Source organism: Niallia sp. FSL M8-0099 (genome assembly GCF_038006945.1).
Classification (GTDB): domain Bacteria; phylum Bacillota; class Bacilli; order Bacillales; family Cytobacillaceae; genus Niallia; species Niallia circulans.
Window position 1 is genome coordinate 1,443,007 of sequence record NZ_JBBOWF010000002.1, and the last position, 24,390, is coordinate 1,467,396.

The 24,390-nt window shown below is 35.8% G+C and carries 20 protein-coding genes and 1 riboswitch; of the genes, 9 read left to right on the plus strand and 11 right to left on the minus strand.

Annotated features, from left to right (window positions below; translation table 11 throughout):
- Positions 1 to 12 precede the first annotated feature (12 nt).
- Entirely contained in the window at positions 13 to 234 is a 222-nt protein-coding gene (locus tag NSQ92_RS21625) for an NAD(P)H-dependent oxidoreductase (protein WP_341153217.1), read from the minus strand.
- 80 nt (positions 235 to 314) lie between these two features.
- Here NSQ92_RS21625 and NSQ92_RS21630 point away from each other — a divergent pair, with 80 nt between their 5' ends.
- From NSQ92_RS21630 to NSQ92_RS21650, 6 genes are all read left to right on the plus strand, one after another.
- A complete protein-coding gene (locus NSQ92_RS21630) occupies positions 315 to 452 on the plus strand; it encodes a hypothetical protein (protein WP_341153218.1) in 138 nt (45 codons plus the stop codon).
- A gap of 21 nt (positions 453 to 473) precedes the next feature.
- Entirely contained in the window at positions 474 to 584 is a 111-nt protein-coding gene (locus NSQ92_RS26880) for a hypothetical protein (RefSeq protein ID WP_445669276.1), read from the plus strand.
- A 177-nt stretch (positions 585 to 761) separates the two neighbouring features.
- On the plus strand, positions 762 to 1,412 hold the full coding sequence (locus NSQ92_RS21635) for an SIMPL domain-containing protein (protein WP_095320411.1): 651 nt from the start codon (positions 762 to 764) through the stop codon (positions 1,410 to 1,412).
- A gap of 272 nt (positions 1,413 to 1,684) precedes the next feature.
- Positions 1,685 to 2,668: a GMP reductase gene (gene guaC / locus NSQ92_RS21640; protein WP_095258290.1), complete on the plus strand. Its 984-nt coding sequence runs from the start codon at positions 1,685 to 1,687 to the stop codon at positions 2,666 to 2,668.
- Between the two features lie 316 nt (positions 2,669 to 2,984).
- Positions 2,985 to 3,827 carry a hypothetical protein gene (locus NSQ92_RS21645; RefSeq protein ID WP_047940907.1) on the plus strand — a complete coding sequence of 281 codons (843 nt, stop codon included), beginning with the start codon at positions 2,985 to 2,987 and terminating at the stop codon, positions 3,825 to 3,827.
- 211 nt (positions 3,828 to 4,038) lie between these two features.
- Positions 4,039 to 5,184 (plus strand): fused response regulator/phosphatase, encoded by a 1,146-nt coding sequence (locus NSQ92_RS21650; RefSeq protein ID WP_047940908.1) that lies wholly within the window; start codon positions 4,039 to 4,041, stop codon positions 5,182 to 5,184.
- A 102-nt stretch (positions 5,185 to 5,286) separates the two neighbouring features.
- On the opposite strand, the gene NSQ92_RS21655 is transcribed toward NSQ92_RS21650, so the two are convergent.
- The 8 genes from NSQ92_RS21655 to NSQ92_RS21690 form a co-directional block, all read right to left on the minus strand.
- Complete coding sequence (locus NSQ92_RS21655) at positions 5,287 to 6,144, minus strand: CheR family methyltransferase (RefSeq protein ID WP_047940909.1); 858 nt, start codon at positions 6,142 to 6,144, stop codon at positions 5,287 to 5,289.
- 12 nt (positions 6,145 to 6,156) lie between these two features.
- Positions 6,157 to 8,940, minus strand: coding sequence for an ATP-binding protein (locus NSQ92_RS21660; RefSeq protein ID WP_251687827.1), 2,784 nt, complete (start codon positions 8,938 to 8,940; stop codon positions 6,157 to 6,159).
- 294 nt (positions 8,941 to 9,234) lie between these two features.
- Complete coding sequence (locus NSQ92_RS21665; RefSeq protein WP_341153219.1) at positions 9,235 to 11,721, minus strand: DEAD/DEAH box helicase; 2,487 nt, start codon at positions 11,719 to 11,721, stop codon at positions 9,235 to 9,237.
- A gap of 342 nt (positions 11,722 to 12,063) precedes the next feature.
- The gene (locus tag NSQ92_RS21670) at positions 12,064 to 13,005 is read right to left on the minus strand and encodes an ABC transporter ATP-binding protein (RefSeq protein ID WP_047940911.1); all 942 of its coding nucleotides are present in this window, start codon (positions 13,003 to 13,005) and stop codon (positions 12,064 to 12,066) included.
- Positions 13,002 to 14,057, minus strand: a complete 1,056-nt coding sequence (locus tag NSQ92_RS21675; RefSeq protein ID WP_095320404.1) for an ABC transporter ATP-binding protein — start codon at positions 14,055 to 14,057, stop codon at positions 13,002 to 13,004. Before NSQ92_RS21675 ends, NSQ92_RS21670 begins: the two co-directional genes overlap by 4 nt.
- Positions 14,058 to 14,075: 18 nt before the next feature.
- Positions 14,076 to 15,230 carry an oligopeptide ABC transporter permease gene (gene opp3C, locus NSQ92_RS21680; protein ID WP_341116841.1) on the minus strand — a complete coding sequence of 385 codons (1,155 nt, stop codon included), beginning with the start codon at positions 15,228 to 15,230 and terminating at the stop codon, positions 14,076 to 14,078.
- Between the two features lies 1 nt (position 15,231).
- A complete protein-coding gene (opp3b, locus tag NSQ92_RS21685) occupies positions 15,232 to 16,161 on the minus strand; it encodes an oligopeptide ABC transporter permease (RefSeq protein ID WP_047940914.1) in 930 nt (309 codons plus the stop codon).
- Positions 16,162 to 16,315: 154 nt separating this feature from the next.
- On the minus strand, positions 16,316 to 17,986 hold the full coding sequence (locus tag NSQ92_RS21690) for a peptide ABC transporter substrate-binding protein (RefSeq protein ID WP_341153220.1): 1,671 nt from the start codon (positions 17,984 to 17,986) through the stop codon (positions 16,316 to 16,318).
- Between the two features lie 498 nt (positions 17,987 to 18,484).
- Between NSQ92_RS21690 and NSQ92_RS21695 the strand changes: the two genes are divergently transcribed.
- Both NSQ92_RS21695 and acsA read left to right on the plus strand, forming a co-directional pair.
- Positions 18,485 to 18,847, plus strand: coding sequence for a DUF3899 domain-containing protein (locus NSQ92_RS21695; RefSeq protein WP_095321964.1), 363 nt, complete (start codon positions 18,485 to 18,487; stop codon positions 18,845 to 18,847).
- Between the two features lie 156 nt (positions 18,848 to 19,003).
- Positions 19,004 to 20,722, plus strand: a complete 1,719-nt coding sequence (gene acsA, locus NSQ92_RS21700) for an acetate--CoA ligase (protein ID WP_341153221.1) — start codon at positions 19,004 to 19,006, stop codon at positions 20,720 to 20,722.
- Between the two features lie 58 nt (positions 20,723 to 20,780).
- Here the strand turns inward: acsA and amyS are convergent, their stop codons facing one another.
- Entirely contained in the window at positions 20,781 to 22,406 is a 1,626-nt protein-coding gene (gene amyS / locus NSQ92_RS21705) for an alpha-amylase (protein ID WP_341153222.1), read from the minus strand.
- Positions 22,407 to 22,656: 250 nt separating this feature from the next.
- Here amyS and NSQ92_RS21710 point away from each other — a divergent pair, with 250 nt between their 5' ends.
- On the plus strand, positions 22,657 to 23,574 hold the full coding sequence (locus NSQ92_RS21710; RefSeq protein ID WP_095258297.1) for an aldo/keto reductase: 918 nt from the start codon (positions 22,657 to 22,659) through the stop codon (positions 23,572 to 23,574).
- A gap of 65 nt (positions 23,575 to 23,639) precedes the next feature.
- Here the strand turns inward: NSQ92_RS21710 and queF are convergent, their stop codons facing one another.
- Positions 23,640 to 24,140 carry a preQ(1) synthase gene (gene queF / locus NSQ92_RS21715; RefSeq protein ID WP_047940920.1) on the minus strand — a complete coding sequence of 167 codons (501 nt, stop codon included), beginning with the start codon at positions 24,138 to 24,140 and terminating at the stop codon, positions 23,640 to 23,642.
- A 125-nt stretch (positions 24,141 to 24,265) separates the two neighbouring features.
- Positions 24,266 to 24,312: riboswitch (PreQ1 riboswitch) on the minus strand.
- Positions 24,313 to 24,390 lie beyond the last annotated feature (78 nt).

Genomic DNA, 24,390 nt, shown 5'->3' on the forward strand with positions numbered 1-24,390 from the left:
CTTTCTTCATTCCTACAAATTGAAATACGTTTTTTTCATGAGATTCTTATGCATATGGCGTCTTTTATTCTTTTCATCAAAATATAAGAAAGGATTAAAATTTTCTTCATATAAATCTAAAAGCTGTATATCTTTTATAAAGCCGTTTTCCCTGCATCCTTCTAACACATTTTTCAATAGGGCACCCTTTAAGCTTTCCTTGCTTGGATGTGTAAAGATAATCAATACGTTCATAAAAACCCTCCCATATGGTTATCAATTGATAATTGTTATTTGATAACTTCTGTGCTATTTTACCTTTGAGGTGATTCATTTTGAACGAAGAGCCATTTTTTCAACAGTTTATAACATTTACTGCTTCTGTTTATCAACTAAAGCATGCGTTAACCAATGATTTAAGACCAAATGATTTAACTCCCATTCAGAATAGTATTCTTAATATGTTCCATTAATCAGCCGTTATCCAAAGTGAAATCAGCGACTGTCTGCAAATATCACTACTGAATACAAGCCGAGAATTGAAAAAATTAACGGAGAAAAATCTAATTAAGAAATTTACAGATGAAAAAAATCGCAGAAAATAATTTATGTCACTTTCAGATGAGGGAAAAAGGGTAATGAATCACGTTTTTCTTGAAATGGAAATAAATTAAAGAAACGAATAGGCCACCTTTCTGCTGAAGAATTAGAGGAAATAAATACTGCGATGGCATTATTACAAGGCAAGATGTTTTTTAATAAATATACAGAGGTGAATAATCATGTACCAGCCCTCCTCCTTTCTACCACCTAAAAGAAGTTTAACGGTATATGGAAATAGCACATTATCGCTGGAACCAAATATTTGTAAAATAACGCTTGGTATTAATACAGAATCGAAAAATGTAACAACTGCCCAACAAGAAAATGCCCGTCTACATCAACAAGTCATTACAGCCATTTTGGGTTTAGGCATCCCCTCCTCCAATATCCAAACAATAGACTATACTATTTTTCCGCAATATGACTTTGTGGAAAATAAACAAGTATTCAAAAGTTATAAAGTAACCCATCTGCTATCTATTCTTGTCGAAACCATTCAGCTTGCAGGTAAGGTTATTGATACAGCTGTACAAAATGGCGCTAATCAAGTCATGAGTATTCACTTTGATGTCAGCAGTCGTTCCGAACATTACGAACGAGCGCTTCAAGGGGCCATTAAAGATGCTTTGTCAAAGGCAAGGGCCATTGCTGAAACTCTGCGTATAACCATCGATCCTATCCCAATAAAGGTTATAGAAATCCCATCTGGTTCTAGTATTCCTATGCCTTTAGCAAAGATGTCGTTTGCGGAGGTTGGAGGAGTGTCTACTAATCTTGAACCCGGACAGCTGACAATTGATGCGAAGGTGGAAGTCAAATTTTCTTACTAAGCACCTTTTATTCCTCCCAAATTAGCTATGCTGAATTCCCGTTGGAAAAATCAGATCCCATCACTTTAAAATGCCTTCTATTTTCTAATAAAAGGCATTTTTGCGTCCCACTCCTTTATGTAATAATCCTCTTCAAAATGATAACGTTTTAATAAAATTTTCCCATTCCATGAAAAATCTTTGACATCCTGATCAAAATAATGTAAAGTACCTAATGGTCGAACATTTCTTAAATAATTCGACCCTAATATTCGTATTTAGGAGTGTATTTAATGGATAACGTGTTTGATTACGAAGATATACAATTAATTCCCGCTAAATGTATTGTGGATAGTCGTTCAGAATGTGATACAACCGTTACACTAGGCGGTCACACTTTTAAACTTCCCGTGGTTCCTGCCAATATGCAAACTATCATTGACGAAAAAATCGCTGTATACTTAGCTGAAAATGGCTATTTCTATATTATGCACCGTTTCCAGCCAGAAACGCGCAAAGCTTTTATCCGTGATATGCAATCCCGTGAGTTAATTGCTTCTATCAGCGTTGGGGTAAAAACGGAAGAGTATGACTTTATATTACAATTAGCAGATGAAAACTTGGTTCCTGAATTTATTACAATCGATATTGCTCATGGTCATTCTAACGCAGTCATTGCCATGATTAAACACATCAAAAAGCACTTGCCTAATAGCTTTGTTATTGCTGGTAACGTGGGAACTCCTGAGGCAGTAAGAGAGCTTGAACATGCTGGTGCAGATGCAACGAAAGTAGGTATCGGACCTGGTAAAGTTTGTATCACCAAAATTAAAACAGGTTTTGGAACAGGCGGCTGGCAGTTAGCTGCATTGCGTTGGTGTGCAAAAGCCGCAAGCAAACCTATTATTGCAGACGGCGGTATCCGCACACATGGGGATATTGCAAAATCCGTTCGCTTTGGAGCAACAATGGTTATGATCGGCTCTCTTTTTGCTGGACATGAAGAATCTCCAGGAGAAACCATTGAAAAAGATGGAAAGCTTTATAAAGAGTATTTCGGTTCTGCTTCTGAGTTTCAAAAGGGCGAAAAGAAAAACGTGGAAGGCAAAAAAATGTATGTAGAGCATAAAGGTCACTTACAAGATACGTTAACAGAAATGGAACAAGATCTTCAATCCTCTATCTCTTATGCTGGTGGAAACAAATTAGATGCCATTCGCAATGTAGATTATGTTATCGTGAAAAACTCTATTTTTAATGGAGATAAAGTGTATTAAATAAAATAGCACATTAGTAACCCCACCCCTTATACGGAGATGCTAGCATAAATTTTCGTATAAGGGTGGGGTTTTTTGATTAAACACGAAATGGAAGGGAGCAAATGACCACTCTACTTTTTCCTTACTAGCTTAAAGAATGTTCGTCTTTCTCCATTCTATACTTTATTTTGTGCCAATCTCTTTGATTTTACAAAAACAGCCAATTAGGAGAGTGACATAGGTTAAAATCCCAGTTATAATATAACTAACTTCTAGATTAATCCTCTTGGATCCCCAAAAATAAAATAGCAAAAGAAAGGTTGATTGTATTTTTATGAAGAACTTTTCCTTCCACACAAACCACCGTGAACGAGAAAAATCCCCAGAAACAAGAATTAAACTGATTCCTCTTACCGGCACCCAAAGCAGAAGTGAAATACTAAAGAAAATAGAAATCAGCTCTCAATTTAATATGCGTTATCGAGGACTATATGAATATTATGGAGATGATTTAATAGCATATAAAAAGGAAAATCCTGCTGATTATTTCCGCAATGAATTTCTGCGAACATTCTCCAGTTATCTCACTGACTATCTAGAAGATAACATGCCGGCATCTTGGCATAAATGCAAGAAATCTTTTATCGAGTTACTCCTCCTTATTCACCTGCCTAATGCTTTAAAAATTTCCCAGGAACGTAATAGTATGCAGCACTTTATATCTGAATTTAAAAAGTTTTCCATATGGCTGGATCACAGAGAAAAAACGACATGGACAAAAATGTCAGCTTCTTATGGACAGACATTCCATGAACTACAGTTATGTGAAGATTTGTTAAATAGATTATATCTACAAATGTATCCACAATTTTTTGCATCAGATTGGGATTATCAAAAAGATTTATCAAGAGTTAGGCAGCTCTTAGAGGAATGCACAGAGGTGGAGGATAATTTCTTTCAAATAAGCACTATTGATAGAAACACCGTTTATTTTTCCAATCTTCATACAAAGAAACAATTTCAGGTAAATAATTTTCCGATTGAGGAGCAATTTCTTGGGCTGATTCTTCATGGTTCCATCGGCCGCTTAGAAGGCCATTCATCGTGGTCTCTGCTTCTTACAGCAGGAGTGTATCCAAAGCGAGCAAAAAGATATTTAACTTTAAGAGAAAATTAAGATAAACAATAAAAACATCGAGGCAAAAAAATACATATGCTTCGATGTTTTTTTGTTTATCCATTAATTCTTCTCTTTATATAGGACGTATAATTATTATTATCTAATAAATAACGGTATAATTATAATTATACATAATTGAGGGTTGTTAATTAAATAAGATATACATAAGTTTTCTTATCATCATAATAGACAAGGAGTTATAAGAATTATGACTATTCTTTTAGTAGATGACAATACTGTCAATCTATTTGTAATGGAAAAAATACTTAAAAATGCTGGATACGATGATTGTGTCTCGCTAACCTCAGCTAATGAATTATTTCATTATCTACAACTTGATGCTCCTAATTCCACAGGGAATAGTGTGGACTTAATATTACTTGATATTATGATGCCAGAGATTGATGGCATTGAAGCTTGTAAACGCATTAAAAAAGTGGAAAACCTCAAAGATATTCAGATTATCTTTGTCACAGCATTAGAAGATAAAAATAAACTAGCAGAAGCGTTGGATATTGGCGGCGTTGATTATATTACAAAACCTCTAAATAAAATAGAACTCCTCGCAAGAATACGCGTTGCATTGCGATTAAAAGCAGAACTGGATTGGCATACCCAACATGAAAAAAAGATTCAGTATGAATTAGACTTAGCCACACATGTACAAAGAAGCTTATTAAGTTCACCTTTACAAGACGAACATATGCATATCGAAGTTTCTTACCTGCCTTCTTTTAATCTTGCAGGTGATATGTATTATTGGCATAAAATAGATGAAGATAAATATGCCATTATCCTTTTAGATATGATGGGGCACGGTATTTCTGCCTCTTTAGTATGCATGTTTATCTCCTCTGTCCTAAGAGAATCCGTTAAACAATTAGTACAGCCTGACCTTGTTATAAAAGAATTAAATCGTTATATGACTTTACTAAAAAATGAAAAAGAGGGGCTGCCTTTTTACTTTACAGCTATTTATCTAGTAATCGACACAAAAGAGAAAACAGTAAAGTATGTTAATGCTGGGCATCCTTATGGTTATATGCTAGTTGATGAAAATGATGTTGTGGCATTAGAACAAAGTACTTGTGCTGTAGGATTTTTTGACGAAATGGAAATTAATACAAAGGAGATCTCCTTTGAAAAAGATGTCCAAATTATTCTTTATACGGATGGGGTATTAGAAGCGATGGGCCCTTGTGAATTCGAGGCAGAAAAACAAATCCGATCTATTTCCTCCAAAAGATGGGAACACACTAGTTCTGTAATGGATTATTTACTTACAAAAGAACAGCAGTCTAATCAACCAGATGATATGTGTGTCTTAATGATCCAAGCAAAAGCAAATAACTGACATATTATTGTTGATTATTTACATAATAAAAGAAAAAGGATTTCTCTTCATAGGAGAAATCCTTTTTCTTTATAACAAAGAGGCAGCACTGTTCGAAGAGCCTTAATAAATCTTTTGATAAAGTCTTTCGCCATCATCAAGTTCTCTATATTTTGGCATTACTTCAACAAAACTTAATGTCTCTTTATCCCCTAAACCTAGAAACCCATCTTTACTTAAACTCTCATAAAATAGATGATGCACTTGATTTTGAAGCATTGGGTTAAAGTAAATGAGTACATTTCTACAAATAATAACATGAAATTCATTAAAGGATTGATCTGTTACTAGATTATGCTGCGCAAAAATAATATTTTTCAACAAATCAGAATGAAAGTAAGCATATTGATGATCGGTTTTATAATATTCCGAGAAAGCATTCTTCCCACCAGCAAGCATATAATTTTTCGTATATGCTTGCATTTTGTGGAGAGGAAATGCACCTTTGCTTGCCTTTTCCAGCACAGTTTCATTCATGTCTGTTGCATAAATAACCGTCTTATCCTTCAATCCCTCTTCTTCTAATAAAATAGCCATAGAAAAGACTTCTTCGCCAGTAGCACAACCAGCATGCCATATCCGAATTTCTTCAAGATTTCGTAAATGCGGGATGATTTGTGCTCTAAAAGAACGAAAAAAGCTTGGATTCCTAAACATTTCTGTTACATTGATTGAAAAATCATTAAGAAGTTGTTCAAGGAATGCCTCTTCATGAATCACTCTTTCCAGCAGCCTCGTAATCGTAGGAATATTATCCATCTTCATTCTATAGTAAATTCTGCGTGTAATAGAAGATCGGTTATATTGACGAAAATCAAAACCTGATAATCGAAAAATCCCTTCGAGCAGCAGATCTACTTCGATGTCTGCATGATCTTGGTTCTCTACCTCTTGATCATTATTCAGGAATGGATAATCCATCTCCGTTCCTCCTTACTTTGCTAACCATACTCTTAAGACGGAGTATAATTGATCCAAATCTAGCGGCTTACTGATATAATCAGATGCTCCCGCCTCTAAACATTTTTCACGGTCATTCTTCATCGCCTTTGCCGTTAATGCGATAATAGGTATCTCTGTCAGATTCAGCGTTTGGCGGATAATTGTCATGGTTTCATAACCATTCATATTCGGCATCATAATATCCATTAGTATCACATCTAAATCTGTAGTTCTATCCAGAATGTCCAAACATTCCTTTCCGTTATAGGCAACAAGGACATCCATCCCTCTTTTTTCAAGCGTCGTTTTAAGAGCAAAGATATTACGATTATCATCGTCTACAATCAATACCTTTTTCCCTTTAAACACATCCTCATTCTCATCCTTAGAAATCACGATTTCTGTTTTTCTTTCTTCTTCCTGCTTTTGTTCTTCTTTATCTATTTCTTGTCGAGCTTCTTGCTTTTTCACTTCCATTGTAGCAGCTACATTCATCTCACTAATATTGAGCTGAGTGTCTGCTATTCCATTTGGAAGACTTGGAATAATGAGGGTAAAAGTACTTCCCTTGCCTTCCTCACTCTTCAAGGAAATCCAGCCACCTAGCAATCTAGCAAACTCTCTACAAATGGAAAGGCCTAAGCCAGTACCTCCATATTTACGTACAGTTGCTCCATCTGCCTGCTGGAATGTTTCAAAGATTAATTTATGCTTATCTTTCGGTATGCCAATACCGGTGTCTGTTACAGAAATATCTAGCCAATCATTGCTTAATTCTCTCATACTGCGGCTAATCTGGTTTCTCTTCTTAATATTTAAGGAAACTGTTCCGCTTTCCGTAAATTTAAAGGCATTGGATAATAGATTTTTAATAATTTGTTGGAATCTCTTTTCATCTGTAAATACGATATCTTGGAGACCTTCCTGTTTATTTACTAAAAATTCTACTTCCTTCTGGTTAGCGATAGGTGCGAAGCTTCGCTCCAATTGTGAAGTAATATCATGGATGCTTACTTCTGCAAAATGAACATCAAGCTTGCCTGCCTCTACTTTGGAAAGATCAAGAATATCATTTATAAGCGAAAGAAGATCTTTACCAGAAGAATGAATAACATTTGCAAACTCCATTTCTTCTTCCGATAGGTGATTCGACTCATTCTCCGCTAACATTTCTGAAAGAATTAGAATGCTATTTAGCGGAGTTCTTAATTCATGAGACATATTAGCTAAAAACTCTGATTTATAATTAGAATTTTGAATAACTAACTCTGTTTTCTCTTCTAATTCCTCTTTTGCTTTTTCTAAATCCCTTGTCTTCGCTTCTGCTTCTCTTGTTCGATCTTCGAGCTGTTCATTAGTAGCCATCAGTTCTTCTTTTTGCATTTGCAGTTCTTCTGATTGTGACTGTAATTCCTCTGATTGTGTTTGCAGCTCTTCTGATTGAACTTGTAACTCTTCCGTCATTGCTCTAGATTCATTTAACAAGCGGACGATTTCCATTCTACCCATAATACTATTAATCGTTAGTCCAAATGTCTCCACTACCCCGGTAATGAGATTTTGTTGAAGGGCTGTAAATTCTGTCATGGTTGCAAGTTCAAGTACAGCAATCGCCTCTCCTTCAAACAGAACGGGTACAATGATAATACTGCGTGGAGAAACATCCCCTAGCCCTGTTGCAATTAAGCGATAATCACTTGGAATTTCTTGATAATGCAAGACGCGCTGTTCTTTGGCACTTTGACCAATCAGACCTTCTCCTAATTGAAAAGTATCTCGAGCAATCGTATCTCCAGATTCAGCAAATGTTGCCGTTTTTAGATAGGTTTCCTTTTTTTGTTGAGTATCTTTCACATAAAAGGCTCCAAAGCTTGCATTTGTTTTTTGTGCTATTTCTGATATAAACACACTAGCCAATGATTCAATAGAAGGAATCCCTTGTATTTTCATCACAATATCAGCAACGTTTGATTGTAACCATTCTCTTTGCTCAACGGTATCAAGAAGGCTATTTGTCACTTCTGCCAGCTCTCTTATTTCATCGTTTGTCCGGACATGAATACGAGTACTGACATTTCCTTTAGAGGCAGCGATTGTTTTAATAGATTCTGTTACTTCCTTAATTGTTCTAACAATCGATTTAGAGGTTTGGCCAGCCAGACTAATAGCAACAAGAGAAATCAAGACTAATACGCCGAATAGTCCTACTGTTAAAGCATTATTTTGTTGGTCCAGCTTTGTTGCCCGCTTGGCCGACGCAGTCTTCTCTGTATCTCTAAGATTCGTAAACTTTTCTGTAATCTCGTTTATGTAATCCCGTCCATTATCCTCTTTGAAAAATTCATCAAGTTCTTCTGTATTATTTTGTGCTTTGTATTGAATGGTTGGCTCACCAGCCGTATTAATCCAATTCAAAATGTTTTCCTTTATTTCGAGTAAATTCTGCTGCTGTACAGGTTTATTACTCAATAATTGATACAATTCCTCAAATTGCTCTTTCCAATTTTCCTTCCCATCATTATACGGAATTAAGTAACTTTGGTTACCTGTGATTATGTAGCCACGCTGACCTGTCTCCATATCTAATACACTTTTCTCAATGGAAGATGTAAGTTCATGTATGCGAGAATCGTAATTGATAATCGAATTACGTTCCTGTTGAAGGGAGCGTATTTGATTATTTAGTAAAATTACTGACACAAGTAAGCAAAGAATGATAACAATGTAACCAAGGATAATTTTGGAGCGAATGCCAAACTTAAATTTCGAATCCATTTGATTACCTTCCTTAACTTATTTTCTATTTTAATAGTATAGTATTTACAATAAAAATGAAAAGGGAATTTGTTCTATTTTCTTCTTATTCATCTAGTTTATATTACTTTTTTTATCGCTTCAACTTTACAAGCCTATGCTTTATATTACCTACTAATGATTTAGTAAACAAAACGGTGCTTGAGTAACACTTTACTTTTCCATTGCTTGCAACGGGGAAAACAAAGGGTGAGAATGACTATATTTACCGCTTCTCACCCTTCTCTAACATTCAAAGCCTTTATGTGTATTAATTTACGTCTGATAAAAACAATCATTACAAACAGCAAACTTAAATTTAGCTGCTAGTTCTTTCCCGCATTTCTTGCATTGCTTCGTCCGTTTCTTCCCTTTAATCCCTGTCTTTAACTGATCGTTTATTTGGTCACTCAATTCCAGTCTTACCTTTTCCCAATAATAAGCTTCTGTCCTTCTTTCTAACCTATATAGAAATAATAAGTGAAGACCAATCGCTTTGTAAGCGAGTTCCAGTTCCTCCAGACTATCTTGTTTAGTTTTCGGTTCTGGTAAATCCTTGTTTTCCACAATTGCCTCCATATTTACTTTCCATTGCGCTCGTAATGAGGCTTCACTTGTGGCGAATGGTAGTTTCAGAAAACTAAATAAATCATGCAGGGACATTCTCGCTTCGACCATTGTATCCATAATCATTTCATATAGCTGCATTTCCTCGGTCAGTGAGGCCTTTTTTGTTCCTTCTGGACTTCTAAAATGTCCCCATAAATAAAAGAACAGCCCTAGATTATTGGAATACTTTTGAAACCTTTCTAAAACAGCACTTGTTGGTGCTATTGTGAATCCATACAAGTCTTCATCTCTTTTTTCTAATAAATACATCATTCTTTTACGGTCACTGGTGAAAGCAACCCGCCCAATATCATATATTCCCTTTCTTCCTGCTCTACCTGCAATCTGCTTCACTTCCTGTGAGGTTAACATCCTTCTTCTTATCCCATCAAATTTGTCATTCTCTAAGAAGACAATTCTCCTTATTGGTAAATTAAGCCCCATCCCAATTGCATCTGTTGAAACAATAACTTTCGTTTCTCCGTTAATAAAACGCTCCATTTGTTTTTTTCTTGCTTCTGGTGGCATACTTCCATAAATTATACTGACTTGCCACCCTTTTCTTTGTAATTCAGAGGCTGTTTCTAAGACACTTCTTCTTGAGAAACATACTAAGGCGTCTCCCTTTCTCGTATGACTTAATTGAAACAACTCATTTTCTACCTGTAACGGTGTCTCCCGTCGATATTCATGAACCTCTACATCTATATCACCTAATAACTGCAAAATCATGTTTTTGGCATGCAGACTAGCAATAATATGGACCTCTTTTGCATTTGCCTTAGTGATAGCGCGATACCATGAAAATCCCCGTTCTCTGTCCGCAATCATTTGTGCCTCATCAATGACAACAACTTCGTAAAAATCCTTTTCGTGAAACATTTCTACTGTACTCGATTGATGTTGAGCCTCTAGAACAAGCTTCTCTTCTTCCCCTGTTTTTAGCGAACATGGAACTCCTTGCTGATTTAGCTTCTCATATATTTCTAATGCTAATAATCTCAATGGAGCTAAATATAAACCGCTTGTAGCTTCCATCATTCGGTTAATTGCTTGAAACGTTTTACCAGTATTCGTTTCTCCAGTATGAAGGATATATTTAACATCTATATTGGTTGGAGGATAATATTCTCTTCCAAATATATCCTCAATCATTCTTGCTTCTTCTTCTTTACGTCGTCTTTGCTCCTCTCGATCTTCTGCTTCCTTCTGTTCCTTCCTTTGACGGTCTTTTTCCATAATCTCTTTATGAATTTCTACATCAAAAGGAATATCTAATAATTTTTCCAAATCGATTACATACTCAGAAAACAATTCCTCAAGAAACTCTTCTGTTATTTCTTCCAGTAAAGGCGTGCTTATTTCTAGTAAAATGGAATTGCTTAAGGAATGGTCAAATATGTCTTCATATTCTTCTTTTATTCGAGTAGGCAATTTATCTTTAAGCCATGTCGGCAAAAAATCAATTAAATGCTGAAAAATTAAATTTTCATATGCTTCTGTCCGGTCTTCCAAAAAGTAAAATTGGTTATAGGGCATATTCATTTCATTTGATAAATATTCTTCAAAGGTTAATTCCATCGAAGATAAAACAATGCCATTCCGTTCTATCTCTAGCGCGATATTGCTTCCTGTTAAATAGCGAATATAGAGAAACAATTCCTCATAATGCTTTTCCATTAATTGCTCAATATAATAAGAGAATTTCATTTTATATTTACGTTTCTCTTCTAGATCTTTCTGTTCTTCTACGTTTTGCAAATAGCTTTTTCGTCTTTCTTTATACCTTTTTTCCCATTCTTCTTTATTATCCCCTAGGTTTGTTCTTAACCATTCTTCATAAGGGAATACTTCAACCTCGCGAATTTCACTTCTAAATAATCGGTTAATAACCTTTTTATTAAGATCATTAATGTCCAATCCCTTATTCGTGAGATATTGCTTCTTCTCAGCATACTTGACATGACTAGTTGCGGTATTAAGCCAAGTATTTAGCCAAATTTGCTCTATAAATACTTTTCGGTCATCCATATATTGTTCAAAAGCAGGCAGACAATCTTGTTTCTCTAAATACTTATTAACATCATTCAATATATGGTTTTTTGTTTGTTGAACCGCTTTATCGTATTGCGGTTTTAATATTGGATTTATCATGATGAACTCCTATAGGAAATGTTATACCATTCTTATTTTCCTTTATTTTATCTTAGACATGTAGTTTTTTTAAAATTTTTTAGACTTTCTCCCATTTTTCATGTGGACTTTATTAACGATCATAACATGGATACTAAACTAAAAAGTTGTTATATTGATTTATTTTATTCAATGTCGCTTTTTATCGTTTATTTGCACACGATTTTTTTGTGTTTTGGAAGATTATTTCTTAAAAATAGGGGAAAGTAAGTAAAGGATGATTTCTCGGGAAATAAAAAAATCCTTGCACGTTGGCAAGGATTATTTGGAAGGGTCTTCTTTAATAGAGTAAATTTTGTTAACTTAGTTTTTCTTAAGACTTAATTCTTTTTTATACTTCTCTAGTTCTTTCTCTGTGCAGCGTACAAAGTGACCTGGAGTTACTTCTCTTAACTCAGCCGGTTCACTAGTATCATGTACAGATGGATCATATGCAATTCTCTTGCGCTCACGTTCATATCGTGGATCTGGAAGTGGAATTGCGGATAATAATGATTTTGTGTATGGGTGAATTGGGTTTTCATACAATTCATCTGCTTCTGCAAGCTCTACCATATTCCCCATATACATAACACCAATACGATCACTAATATATTTTACCATGGAAAGATCATGGGCAATAAATAAATAAGTCAATCCACGCTCTTTTTGAAGCTTTTTCAAAAGATTTACTACCTGTGCTTGAATAGAAACGTCTAGTGCAGAAATAGGCTCATCACAGATAATGAAATCTGGCTCAACAGCTAGGGCGCGAGCAATCCCAATTCTCTGCCTTTGACCGCCGCTGAATTCGTGCGGGAAGCGTGTGGCATGCTCTTTATTCAACCCAACTACTTCAAGGAGTTCTTCGACTCTTTGACGACGCTCTTCTGGTGTTTTTGCAAGATTATGATTATCAATTCCTTCTGCAATAATATCAAGTACAGTCATGCGTGGATTTAGAGAAGAATGTGGATCTTGGAAAATCATTTGCATTTTTTGATTAAATTTGCGAAGCTCTGCCTTTGATTTTTTTCCGTGCACATCTTCGCCTTCAAATTTCACTTCTCCACCTGTTGCATCGTAAAGACGGATGATTGTTCTACCTGTTGTTGATTTTCCACAACCAGATTCTCCAACCAGACCAAAAGTTTCTCCTTTAAAAATATCAAAGGATACACCGTCTACGGCTTTAATGATTCTATCTCTACCTGCGGAAAAGTGTTTTTGCAAGTTTTTTACTTCTAGTAATTTTTCTCTAGTCAACGTTTTTCACCGTCCTTGCGACCTGTTTTGGAGAAACCAAGCATTCTTTGTTTAACAGCTTCTGGCGGCTCAACCTTTGGTGCATCTTCATGCAATAACCAGGTTGCAGCATAGTGTGTATCAGAAACTTTAAACATTGGCGGCTCCATTACTGTATCGATTTCTAGCGCAAATTGATTTCTAGGCGCAAATGCATCTCCTGCTGGAGGCTTTAACATATTCGGCGGGCTTCCAGGGATAGCGAAAAGCTCTTCATCCGTACTATCTAGGGTTGGCATCGATCCAATCAATCCCCAAGTATATGGATGCTTTGGATTATAAAAAATATCATCTACTGTGCCAATTTCAACAATTTTCCCAGCATACATAACAGCAACACGGTCTGCCACATTCGCCACAACACCAAGGTCATGTGTAATAAAAATAATCGCACTATCTGTTTTCTTTTGAATATCTTTCATCAATTCTAGGATTTGTGCCTGAATCGTAACATCAAGTGCTGTTGTTGGTTCATCGGCAATTAAAATCTTTGGGTTACACGCAAGAGCAATCGCTACAACCACACGTTGACGCATTCCACCTGAGAATTGATGCGGAAACTGATTAATGCGAATTTCCGGCTGTGGAATACCAACTAATTCAAGTAATTCTAAGGCACGCTTTTTTGCATCAGACTTATTCATATTTTGATGCTTTATTAAGCCTTCCATGATTTGGTTACCAATTTTCATTGTTGGGTTTAAAGAAGACATCGGGTCTTGAAACACCATGGAAATATCTTTTCCGCGAATTTTTTGCATTTCTTTTTTTGACTTTTTAACAAGATCTTCGCCTTCAAATAATATTTCTCCACTTTTGATGACACTTTGCGGTTCGGGAAGAAGTCTCATTAAAGCATTGGACGTAACGGATTTACCAGAACCGGACTCTCCTACAATTGCTAATGTTTCCCCTTTATTTAACTCAAAGCTCACACCGCGAACAGCTTGTACTTCACCGTTGTAGGTGTTAAATGATACTCTTAAATCTTTGACTTCTAATAATTTACTCATTTATAAACACCTACTCTCTTATTTATGCATTTTAGGATCGAATGCATCACGTAATCCATCACCTAATATATTGAATGCAATCATTAATACTGACAATACAGTCGCTGGGAAAACTAATAGATATGGGTACAATCGTAAATTAGCAAATCCTAGTTCAATTAATGCCCCTAATGAAGCATTAGGCGGAACAATACCAAGTCCGATAAAGCTTAGGAATGCTTCGAAGAAGATAGCTCCAGGAATCGAGAACATGGTATTAACAATAATTATCCCCGTAATATTCGGAACTAAATGTTTTCTAATAATTGTACCATTGGTCGTTCCTAATGTTCTTGCTGCCAGTACAAATTCTTGGTTGGTAAGTTTAAGTACCTCACCACGAACAATCCTAGACATTCCAATCCATCCTGTAATCGCTAAGGCAATAACAATAGAGACAATTCCTGGCTGGAGAATCAGCATCATTAATAGAATAATTACTAAGTTTGGTATCCCTACTAATATTTCGGCGATACGCTGCAAGACGTTATCGACTCTCCCGCCATAGAATCCAGATACCCCGCCATACGTTACACCGATTACTAAATCGAGTATAGCAGCGACAAACGCAATGATTAACGATACACGAGTACCTTCCCAAAGTCTTGTCCATTGATCACGGCCCAGTGTATCCGTACCAAACCAGAAATACGTATCATCCATATCTTTTGCTTCATAAATATGGTAGGTTGCTCTAACGGCAGCAGAATTTCTTGTGCCGTCGCCTTCCTCTAAAACTTTGATATCAACAAACTCATCTGTACTTTTATATCGAGCCATTGCTTTTGCAGTTGCATCCTCTACATTCGTACCTTCATATCTACCAGATAATGTACCATCTAAGCCTAACCAAGAAACATTCTCTAAAACTGGTATTCTAGGAGGAAGCTTCGCACGGGAAAGGTTCTGTCCATCGTTTCCGTAGTCATTCATATGTGGTCCAATAATACTCATTACGATTATTAATAGTATTATAAATATACTGACAATTGCCGGCTTATTTTTTAATAACGTTCTTCTTGCATCCTGAGCAAATGTTCTGCTTGGCGCAGAAATTTTCTCACTTGTATTCTCTTCTTGCTTAAGAGGTCTAAATAAATTTTTATCTATTTGATTAAGATTCTTTTTATCCATTTTATTTTTTTCCTCCTGCAATTCTAATTCTCGGATCAATTAATCCATATAGGAGGTCAATGATTAAAATTATAATAACAAAGCCAAAAGCAAACATTAAGGTTGTTCCCATAATTGTTGGATAATCATTTACAGTAACAGATGTAACAAATTGCTCCCCAATTCCAGGAATAGCAAAAATTTTCTCTATAACCAATGATCCTGTCATTAAACCAACGGCCATTGGACCTATAACGGTAACTAGCGGAATCAGTGCATTGCGCAATCCATGTTTGAAGATAATTCCTGCTTCTGTAACACCTTTTGCACGAGCTGTCGTTATATAATTTGAATGCAATACCTCAATCATCTCTGTTCTTGTAAACCTCGCCGCAACCGCTAATGGAGAGATTGCAAGTGCAATGGTTGGTAGAATCGTATATTCAAAGCCGCCCCAAAGCGCAACAGGCAGTATATCCCATCTTACTGCAAAGAAATATTGTAATAGTCCGGCAAATACGAACGAAGGAACCGATGTTCCCAGTACGGCAATAACTGTTGAGGTGTAATCGATTGGACCATTCCTATAAATCGAAGCTATCAAGCCTAGAAGAATCCCAAGCACTGTTCCTAACACTAATGCCTGTCCACCTAGAAGCGCGGAAGGACCGATTTTTGATGATAAAATTTTTGTAACAGGGGTATTATCAAATTTAAACGAAACCCCTAAATCCCCTTGCACAAGGTTTCCTAAATAACGAACATACTGAACTGGAATAGGATCGTTCAGTCCATACTTTTCCAAAATGATTGTTTTTTGTTCTTCACTTAACTTATCTTCTGCCTGCAGCGGACTTCCCGGAAGGAATTTCATCAGGAAGAAGGAGACTGTCGCGATAATGAATAACGTGATGAACATATACCATAAACGTCGAAGAAGATATCGAGCCATCTGTGCACCTCCTAATTTTCTTTGTTTATTATAGCATAATAATTTATTTTTGCTATAATCAGAATTTTCCTACTCAAAAATACAAGAGAGTATATGCTATAAAAGCATACACTCCCTCTTATTTCATAGCATCGAATTTTTCATAAAAGCAAAATTATTCTGCAGATCCCATAGATACCCATTTGTATTCATAAGTTGGTCCAAATGGATTATCAATTAAGCCTTGAATTTTTGGTGATGATAGGAATGCGCCAGCACGTTGATATACAGGAGCGATTGCTGCATCATCAAATAGAATTTTTTCAGCTTTTAAGAAGTTTTGGTAACGAGCTTCATTGTCTGTAGCAAGAGTTGTTGTCGTTTCTTCTAACAACTTATCGTACTCAGGATTTGAGTAACCCATTTTGTTGTTTCCGCCATCTGTAATCCATAGGCTTAAGAATGTATATGGATCAAGGTAGTCAGGTCCCCAACCAGCTAATTGAAGATCATAATCTTGGTTTTTATCTAAGTCTAAACGTTGTTCAAATGGTACTTGTTTCAATGTTACTTTTAAACCTGGTAGGTTTGTTTGTAACTGATTAGCTAAGTATTCATTCATTGTTTTCGATACGTCTGTATCTCCACCAAGGAATTCGATTTCTACTGATTTAGTACCTAATTCTTTTAAGCCTTTTTCCCAGAATTCTTTCGCAGCAGCAGTATCATATTTTACTAAATCACCACTAACTTCACGGAAGTCACCGCTGCCATCTGGCATTGGAGTAAATTTAGCTGGAATTAAACCGTTAGCAACTAAAGAACCATTGTTTAGGATAGTGTTTACTAATGACTCTTTATCAAACGCACGGCTGATCGCTGCACGGATGTTTTTATTAGCAAGTGCTTTGTTTCTTGTTTCGTTAATTTTTAGATAGAACACTGAGTTATCAGCTTTAATTGTATAGTCTTCATGAGAAGAGTATTGGTCAACTAAGTCTGATGATAATGAAGCACGGTCAACTTCGCCTTTTTCATATAGGTCAACCATTGTTTGAGCGTCTTTTACTACTACATAGTTGATTTTTTCTAACTTAACTGTATCTGCATCCCAGTATGTGTCGTTTTTAGCAAGATTCCACTTTTGCGCAGTACTTTCCCAGTTTTCTAAAACAAATGGACCGTTTGATAAAAGAGTGTCAGAGCTAGTCGCGAATTTATCGCCTTTTTCTTCCACAAATTTTTGATTTAATGGTAAGAATGTACCGAATGTTGTTAATGATTCAAAATACGCAGTTGGGTTAGCAAGTTCAACAACTAAAGTATGGTCGTCTTCTGCTTTAACTCCTAGTTCTTCTACTTTCTTTTCGCCTTTATTGATTTCTGTAGCGTTTTTGATTACGCCACCCATCATATATGGACCGTACTCAGAACCAGTGTCAGGATTTACTGCACGCTGCCAAGCATAAACAAAATCGTTAGCAGTTACAGGATCTCCGTTTGACCATTTAGCATCTTCACGTAACTTGAATGTCCAAGTTAAACCATCTTTAGATACTTCGTGAGATTCTGCAATACCTGGTTCTACCTTAGCATCTTTACCTAAACGATAAAGACCTTCCATAGTAGCTCCTAAGAATTGGAAACCGTATTCATCCGTAGCCATTGATGGATCCATGGATGGAATTGCATCTCCGTTAATTAAGTTTAATACTTGTTCTACATCTTTATTTTCTGCTGACTTATCTGAACCTTTAGACCCTTTGTCGTCGCCACCAGAACATGCCGCTAAAAATACACTTAACACTAACGTCAGTGAAAGCAGCCAAGTAAATTTGCGCTTCATTAAAAAAGACCCCCCATTGTTATATTATTCTGTAAATTACATCTAAAAAAGAAGCTAAAGAGAGTATACTATTATTCTAGTAGAGTTGTAAAGACTAAATATAGAGATAATTTCAAATATTGTTATACTAAAACAGTACTATACTGCATTAAAACAATAAAGACAACGCTTACTTTTTTGATAAAATTCTAAAAATTATTATCAAAAAAGAGGGGAAAAATACTTCAAAAGGCCTCACTATTGTAAAATATATCCATATGCCAATATACTTTTTCTCCATATATTAGCAGATTATTTTATTATACTAGAATTTTTTAGCGAGTGCTGTTTCACATAACAGTGGTTTATTACAACTTTTAGTGTAAAAGGTAAATGAAAATACTGGTTTTCTGAAATATTGAATTTCTATCCCTTTTTCTAAAAATGTACTTTCAATTAGAGTTAAGGTAAAATACTTTTATTCGTGATTAAAAACTTAATTAAAAAAGGTGAAACTTCATGCAAAATAAAAAATGGTCTATATTTCTTATAAATCTCTTTCTTACATTCATTCTTTTTTTTATCTCTTCATCGTCATATTCTTTTGTTCATTATATTAATGCCGTCTTTTATTTAACTTTCTTTTATATTGTTATTTTTCTATTTATGTATATTGCTAAGGGCGGTTTTTTCGACGGAGTAACATTCAGTTTCAGACGGTTCCATCATGTTATTCTAAAAAGTAATGATTATTTAGAAGAATGGAAGGAGAAGCCTCTTCCTTCTCAGAAATTTAATAAAAGGTTTTACTCTGTTCTTAAGTTCCAAGTTATATCTTTATTTGTTTATTTACTAATTTTATTGATAATTTACTATATCTAATAAGATGGAGTTTTATAGTAATCTTTTATCCCATACATTCTCCCTATTTTTCTAAAACGTAGGAATATTTATTTAATTACAACATTAAAATTGTATATATAGTGTTTACCTATTATAATGGTGTTGTAAAAATATTGAAATGAGGGGGATGTATTAATGAAATTGGAAGCGTTTCCACCTGTAAAAGGCAGACATAACCTTGAAAACTATGAGGAGCTGTATCAACATTTCAAATGGGTTCAAGCAGAAAAGGATTTTTCATGGCATCAGACTGGAAAAATTAATTTGGCCTATGAAGCTATTGATCGTCACGCTGAAAACTACCGCGCCAATAAAGTAGCCCTCCATTATTTTCATCCATCAAGAAAAGAAACATACACATTTAAAGACTTAAAGAAATTCTCCAATAAAGCTGGAAATGTATTAAAGGATGTAGGAAATGTAAACAAGGGAGATCGAGTGTTTATTTTTATGCCTCGTTCCCCAGAGTTATATTTTGCTTTACTTGGAGCAATCAAACTAGGTGCCATTGTCGGCCCATTGTTCGAAGCCTTTATGGAAGATGCGGTGAAAGACCGTCTCTATGATAGTGAAGCAAAAATAATTATAACCACACCTGAACTAGTAAATAGAATTCCACATACAGAATTACCTGCTCTCGAAACTATTTTTATTGTCGGTGAAAATATCCAAGAAGACGATAAAACAAAGGATTTCCTTCATTACTTTCAAACAGCATCTACAGAATTAGACATAGAATGGGTCGATCGCAAGGATGGTTTAATCCTTCACTATACCTCTGGGTCAACAGGAAAGCCTAAAGGTGTGCTTCATGTTCACAATGCTATGATCCAACATTATCAAACGGCAAAATGGGTATTAGATTTACAAGAGGAGGATGTATATTGGTGCACAGCTGATCCTGGCTGGGTTACAGGTACCTCCTACGGAATTTTTGGGCCATGGCTTACAGGCTCAACAAATGTTGTGGCAGGAGGTCGCTTTAGTCCTGATGTATGGTATAAAACGATCGAAACTTTTGGAGTAACTGTTTGGTATAGTGCTCCTACCTCCTTTAGAATGCTAATGGCGGCTGGAGAGGAGGTAACAGAAAAATATACACTCTCTTCGTTACGTCATATATTAAGTGTTGGCGAACCACTGAATCCCGAGGTAATTCGATGGGGATACGATGTGTTTGGACATCGTATCCATGACACTTGGTGGATGACGGAAACTGGTGCTCAACTAATATGCAATTTACCATGTATGGATATTAAATTAGGTTCAATGGGGAAACCATTACCGGGAATTGAAGCAGTAATTTTAGATGACAATGGCAACATTCTGCCGCCAAACCAAATGGGGAATTTAGCCATAAAAAAAGGCTGGCCTTCGATGATGCATACAATATGGAACAACCAAGAAAAATTTAATAGCTATTTCCAACATGATGAATGGTATGTTTCAGGAGACTCTGCTTATATGGATGAAGAGGGATATTTCTGGTTCCAAGGGCGAGTTGATGATGTTATTATGACTGCTGGAGAAAGAGTTGGACCATTTGAAGTGGAAAGTAAATTAATCGAATTTCCAGCAGTGGCAGAAGCTGGCGTCATCGGTAAACCGGATCCAATTCGAGGGGAAATTATCAAAGCCTTTATTGCATTGGTTGATGGCTATGAGCAAACGGATGAATTAAAAGAGCAGATAAGATTATTTGTAAAAACCGGCTTGGCTGCTCATGCTGCTCCAAGAGAAATCGAATTCTGTGAAAAACTGCCAAAAACTCGGAGTGGGAAGATTATGAGACGAGTACTGAAAGCTTGGGAGCTTGGTCTTCCAACAGGCGATCTTTCTACGATGGAGGATTAAGAGAACGAAAAAAGAGAAGAGTTGCTCCAGTAAGATTGGCTAACTCTTCTCTTTATTATTATTTTTGTACATAAATAGAAACAGAACCGCCATTTACATAGAATTGGCCCCAGCCATCATTATTAATAGTGACTGTTTCCTTTCTATTCCCTGTAATATCGTACCAGACTTCTCCAGCATTTTGTTTTCCTACTTCCATCCATTTATATCCTCCAGGACCATCTGTTATTAACGTCGCCAGTCCTGATTTATCCCTTGCAGCCTCTCCCTCTCTAGTCCATCCGATAATATCCCAATGATCAATATAGTCACGTTGCAAACCATATGCATAGTTTTTGCGAGCAGTTAGAATCGGATCCAACTGCGTTTTTAAAGAAGGAATCTCATAATTACTATTTCCTTTCGTTCCATAGTAATCTCCATAAAAAACAGATGGATATCCTTCAGCTCTTGTTAGAATGAAAGCATAGGCTAAGGGCTTAAACCATGTACTTACAACAGACTCCAAAGATTGTCCTGGCTGGGAATCATGGTTTTCCACTAAAGTAACTGCCAGCCTAGGATTGCTTTCCATTACAGTTCCTTTTAGAATATTCCTCATATCATAATTTCCATTGCTATTAGATGCATAATGAAAATGATAATGGAGAGGCGCATCAAAAACAGACTGATTATAATTTGTCTTTGCTAAATAGTTATTTAGCTGCCCAATATCATTCTGCCAATATTCCGCTACAGTAAACATCTCTTTACCAGTCTGGTTTCTTACATGTGTTACCCAGTCCCGCAGGTAATCATGTTTTATATGTTTAACCGCATCTAATCGAAAACCGTCTAAATTTAATTCTTTTGCATACCAGGTTCCCCATTTTTTCATTTCATTGATTACATCAGGATGTTCATAGTCAATGTCTGCATACATTAAATAATCATAATTACCATTCTCACTTGAGACTTCCCAATCCCAAGCCTTACCAGTTCCCCGAAATTTATATATTCTATTTATTTTCCTACTCTCATCCCAATCAGTCCCATCGAAGTGATACCAATTCCATTTAAATGGAGAATACGTATTGCCTCTCCCAGGAAAATTAAAGCCTGTCCATGCAGATATTTGATAATCGCCGGATGTTTCCCGGTTTCGATTATTTGGATCTACTTCAACTGCAGTTACAGTCTCTGTAAAGTCAGCTCCTCCTTTATGATTCATTACTACATCGCCATATACATGTATGTTTTGTTTATGTAATTCAGCGATTGCCGATTTCAATTGGGCTTTTGTACCATATTTAGTCCTGACCGTTCCTTTTTGGTTAAACTCCCCTAAATCATATAAATCATAAGCACCATATCCAACATCATTTTGACTTGTTCCTTTATATGCTGGAGGGATCCAAACTGCCGTTACCCCTTTACTAGAAAGATTTGCAGCATCATTTTGAAGTCTTGTCCAATGATTTCCATCATTCGGTAAATACCATTCAAAGTATTGCATCATCGTCCCATTTGTAGAAGCCGCTGATACAAATTTTTCACTTCCAAAGGGAAACAACAAAAAAATAAGTATTACAATAATAAACGCTTTCCTTATAAAACCTCTCATTCTATTTCCACCTTTCTTGTAAGCGTTTTCTTTTTTTATAATAATTATATGTTTACTTGTATGGGATAGTAAATAGGACATCTTTCATTTCTTTTATAAAGAAACCTTCATCAGTTGGTTTTCCTCATAATACTGCTGATGGTTAGTTCGCTTATTTGATCTTTACAGGGCAGTTATTTCTAACTTTGTTTCCTTCATTTCCCTTCAGTATGAGGAGGATTAAGTGCGGGATAAAAAGTACATAATATTTGCCGTTTAAGCCGTTCATATGTCAAAATGAATGAGGAAACAATAAAAGCGCTTTCCATATAGTTTAGGAGGAGTAGAAATCATGAGAACTATGAAGCTAGGTAGCAGTAATTTAGAAGTGCCAGTAGTGGCAGTTGGCTGTATGCGTATTAATTCATTAGAAAAAAAGGAAGCAGAACGATTTGTCCAAACTGCTTTAGAACATGGTGCTAACTTCTTTGATCACGCAGATATTTATGGAAAAGGTGACTGTGAGGAAATATTTGCTGACGCTATACATATGTCACCAACTGTTCGCGAAAATATTATCCTACAATCTAAATGCGGGATCAGAACAGGAATGTTCGATTTCTCCAAAGAACATATTTTGCAATCAGTAGACGGTATTTTACAAAGATTGAACACCGAATATTTAGACACTCTTCTACTCCATCGCCCAGACGCTTTAGTGGAACCAGAAGAAGTAGCAGAAGCATTTGACATTTTGGAGCAATCAGGAAAAGTTCGCCATTTTGGTGTTTCCAACCAAAATCCAATGCAAATTCAATTATTGCAAAAATATGTGAAACAACCAATTGTGGCTAACCAATTGCAATTAAGTATTACAAATGCGAATATGATTTCTAATGGGATTAATGTCAATATGGAAAACGACTCAGCCATTAACCGTGATGGCAGCATATTAGACTTCTGTCGCTTACATGATATAACGATTCAGCCTTGGTCCCCATTCCAATTTGGTTTCTTTGAAGGCGTTTTTCTTGGCAACGATAAATTCCCTGAATTAAATCAACAAATTGATGAAATTGCAGACAAATATCAAGTAAGTAACACAACCATTGCGATTGCCTGGTTATTGCGTCACCCTGCCAATATGCAGCCAGTAATCGGCACAATGAATGCAGATCGATTAATTGATTGCATAAAAGCAAGTGACGTTTATTTAACAAGAGAAGAATGGTACAGCATTTATCGTGCCGCTGGAAATATTTTGCCATAATCTTATTAATCCAAAAGAAAAACCAGTCAACTACTCTACATAACGAGTCGCTGACTGGTTTTTTCTTATCGATTGTCTACCTTTTCTGGGTACATATCATGGTTCATTAATCGATGTGCTGCCATCTCTTCAAATTTAGTGCCCGGTTTTCCATAATTACACCATGGGTCGATGGAAATTCCGCCTCTTGGAGTGAATTTTCCCCATACTTCAATATATCTTGGATCTAACAGTTTTATTAAATCATTCATAATAATATTGACACAATCTTCGTGAAAATCTCCATGATTGCGAAAACTAAATAAATACAACTTTAAAGATTTGCTTTCCACTATTTTCTTATTTGGTATATAAGAAATATACATTGTCGCAAAGTCAGGCTGTCCTGTTATTGGGCAAAGACTTGTAAATTCAGGACAATTAAATTTCACAAAATAATCTCTATCCGAATGAAGATTATCCACTGATTCTAATACCTCTGGTGCATAATCACTTTTATATTGAGTATTTTGATTTCCTAACAAAGTTAAATCTGTTAATCCTTCTTCGTTCTTTCTTCCTGACATGAAAAAGTCCTCCTTGTTTGGTGTTTCCCAACACTGCTTAAAAGAGAGGCATTTACCTTACGCAGAAAAACTAGCTGAATCAAACAAAAAAGCCATGTCCTTTATGGACATGGCGTGAATTGCATGTATCCATAGTTTTTTATAGAGGGTATTTGCTATGAACCTCTCCCGTTTCAGTACGGGTATATCTTTTCTTACTATATAGAATCCACAAAAATTCGTCAATTAAAAATCGCTGGCCTTCTATATC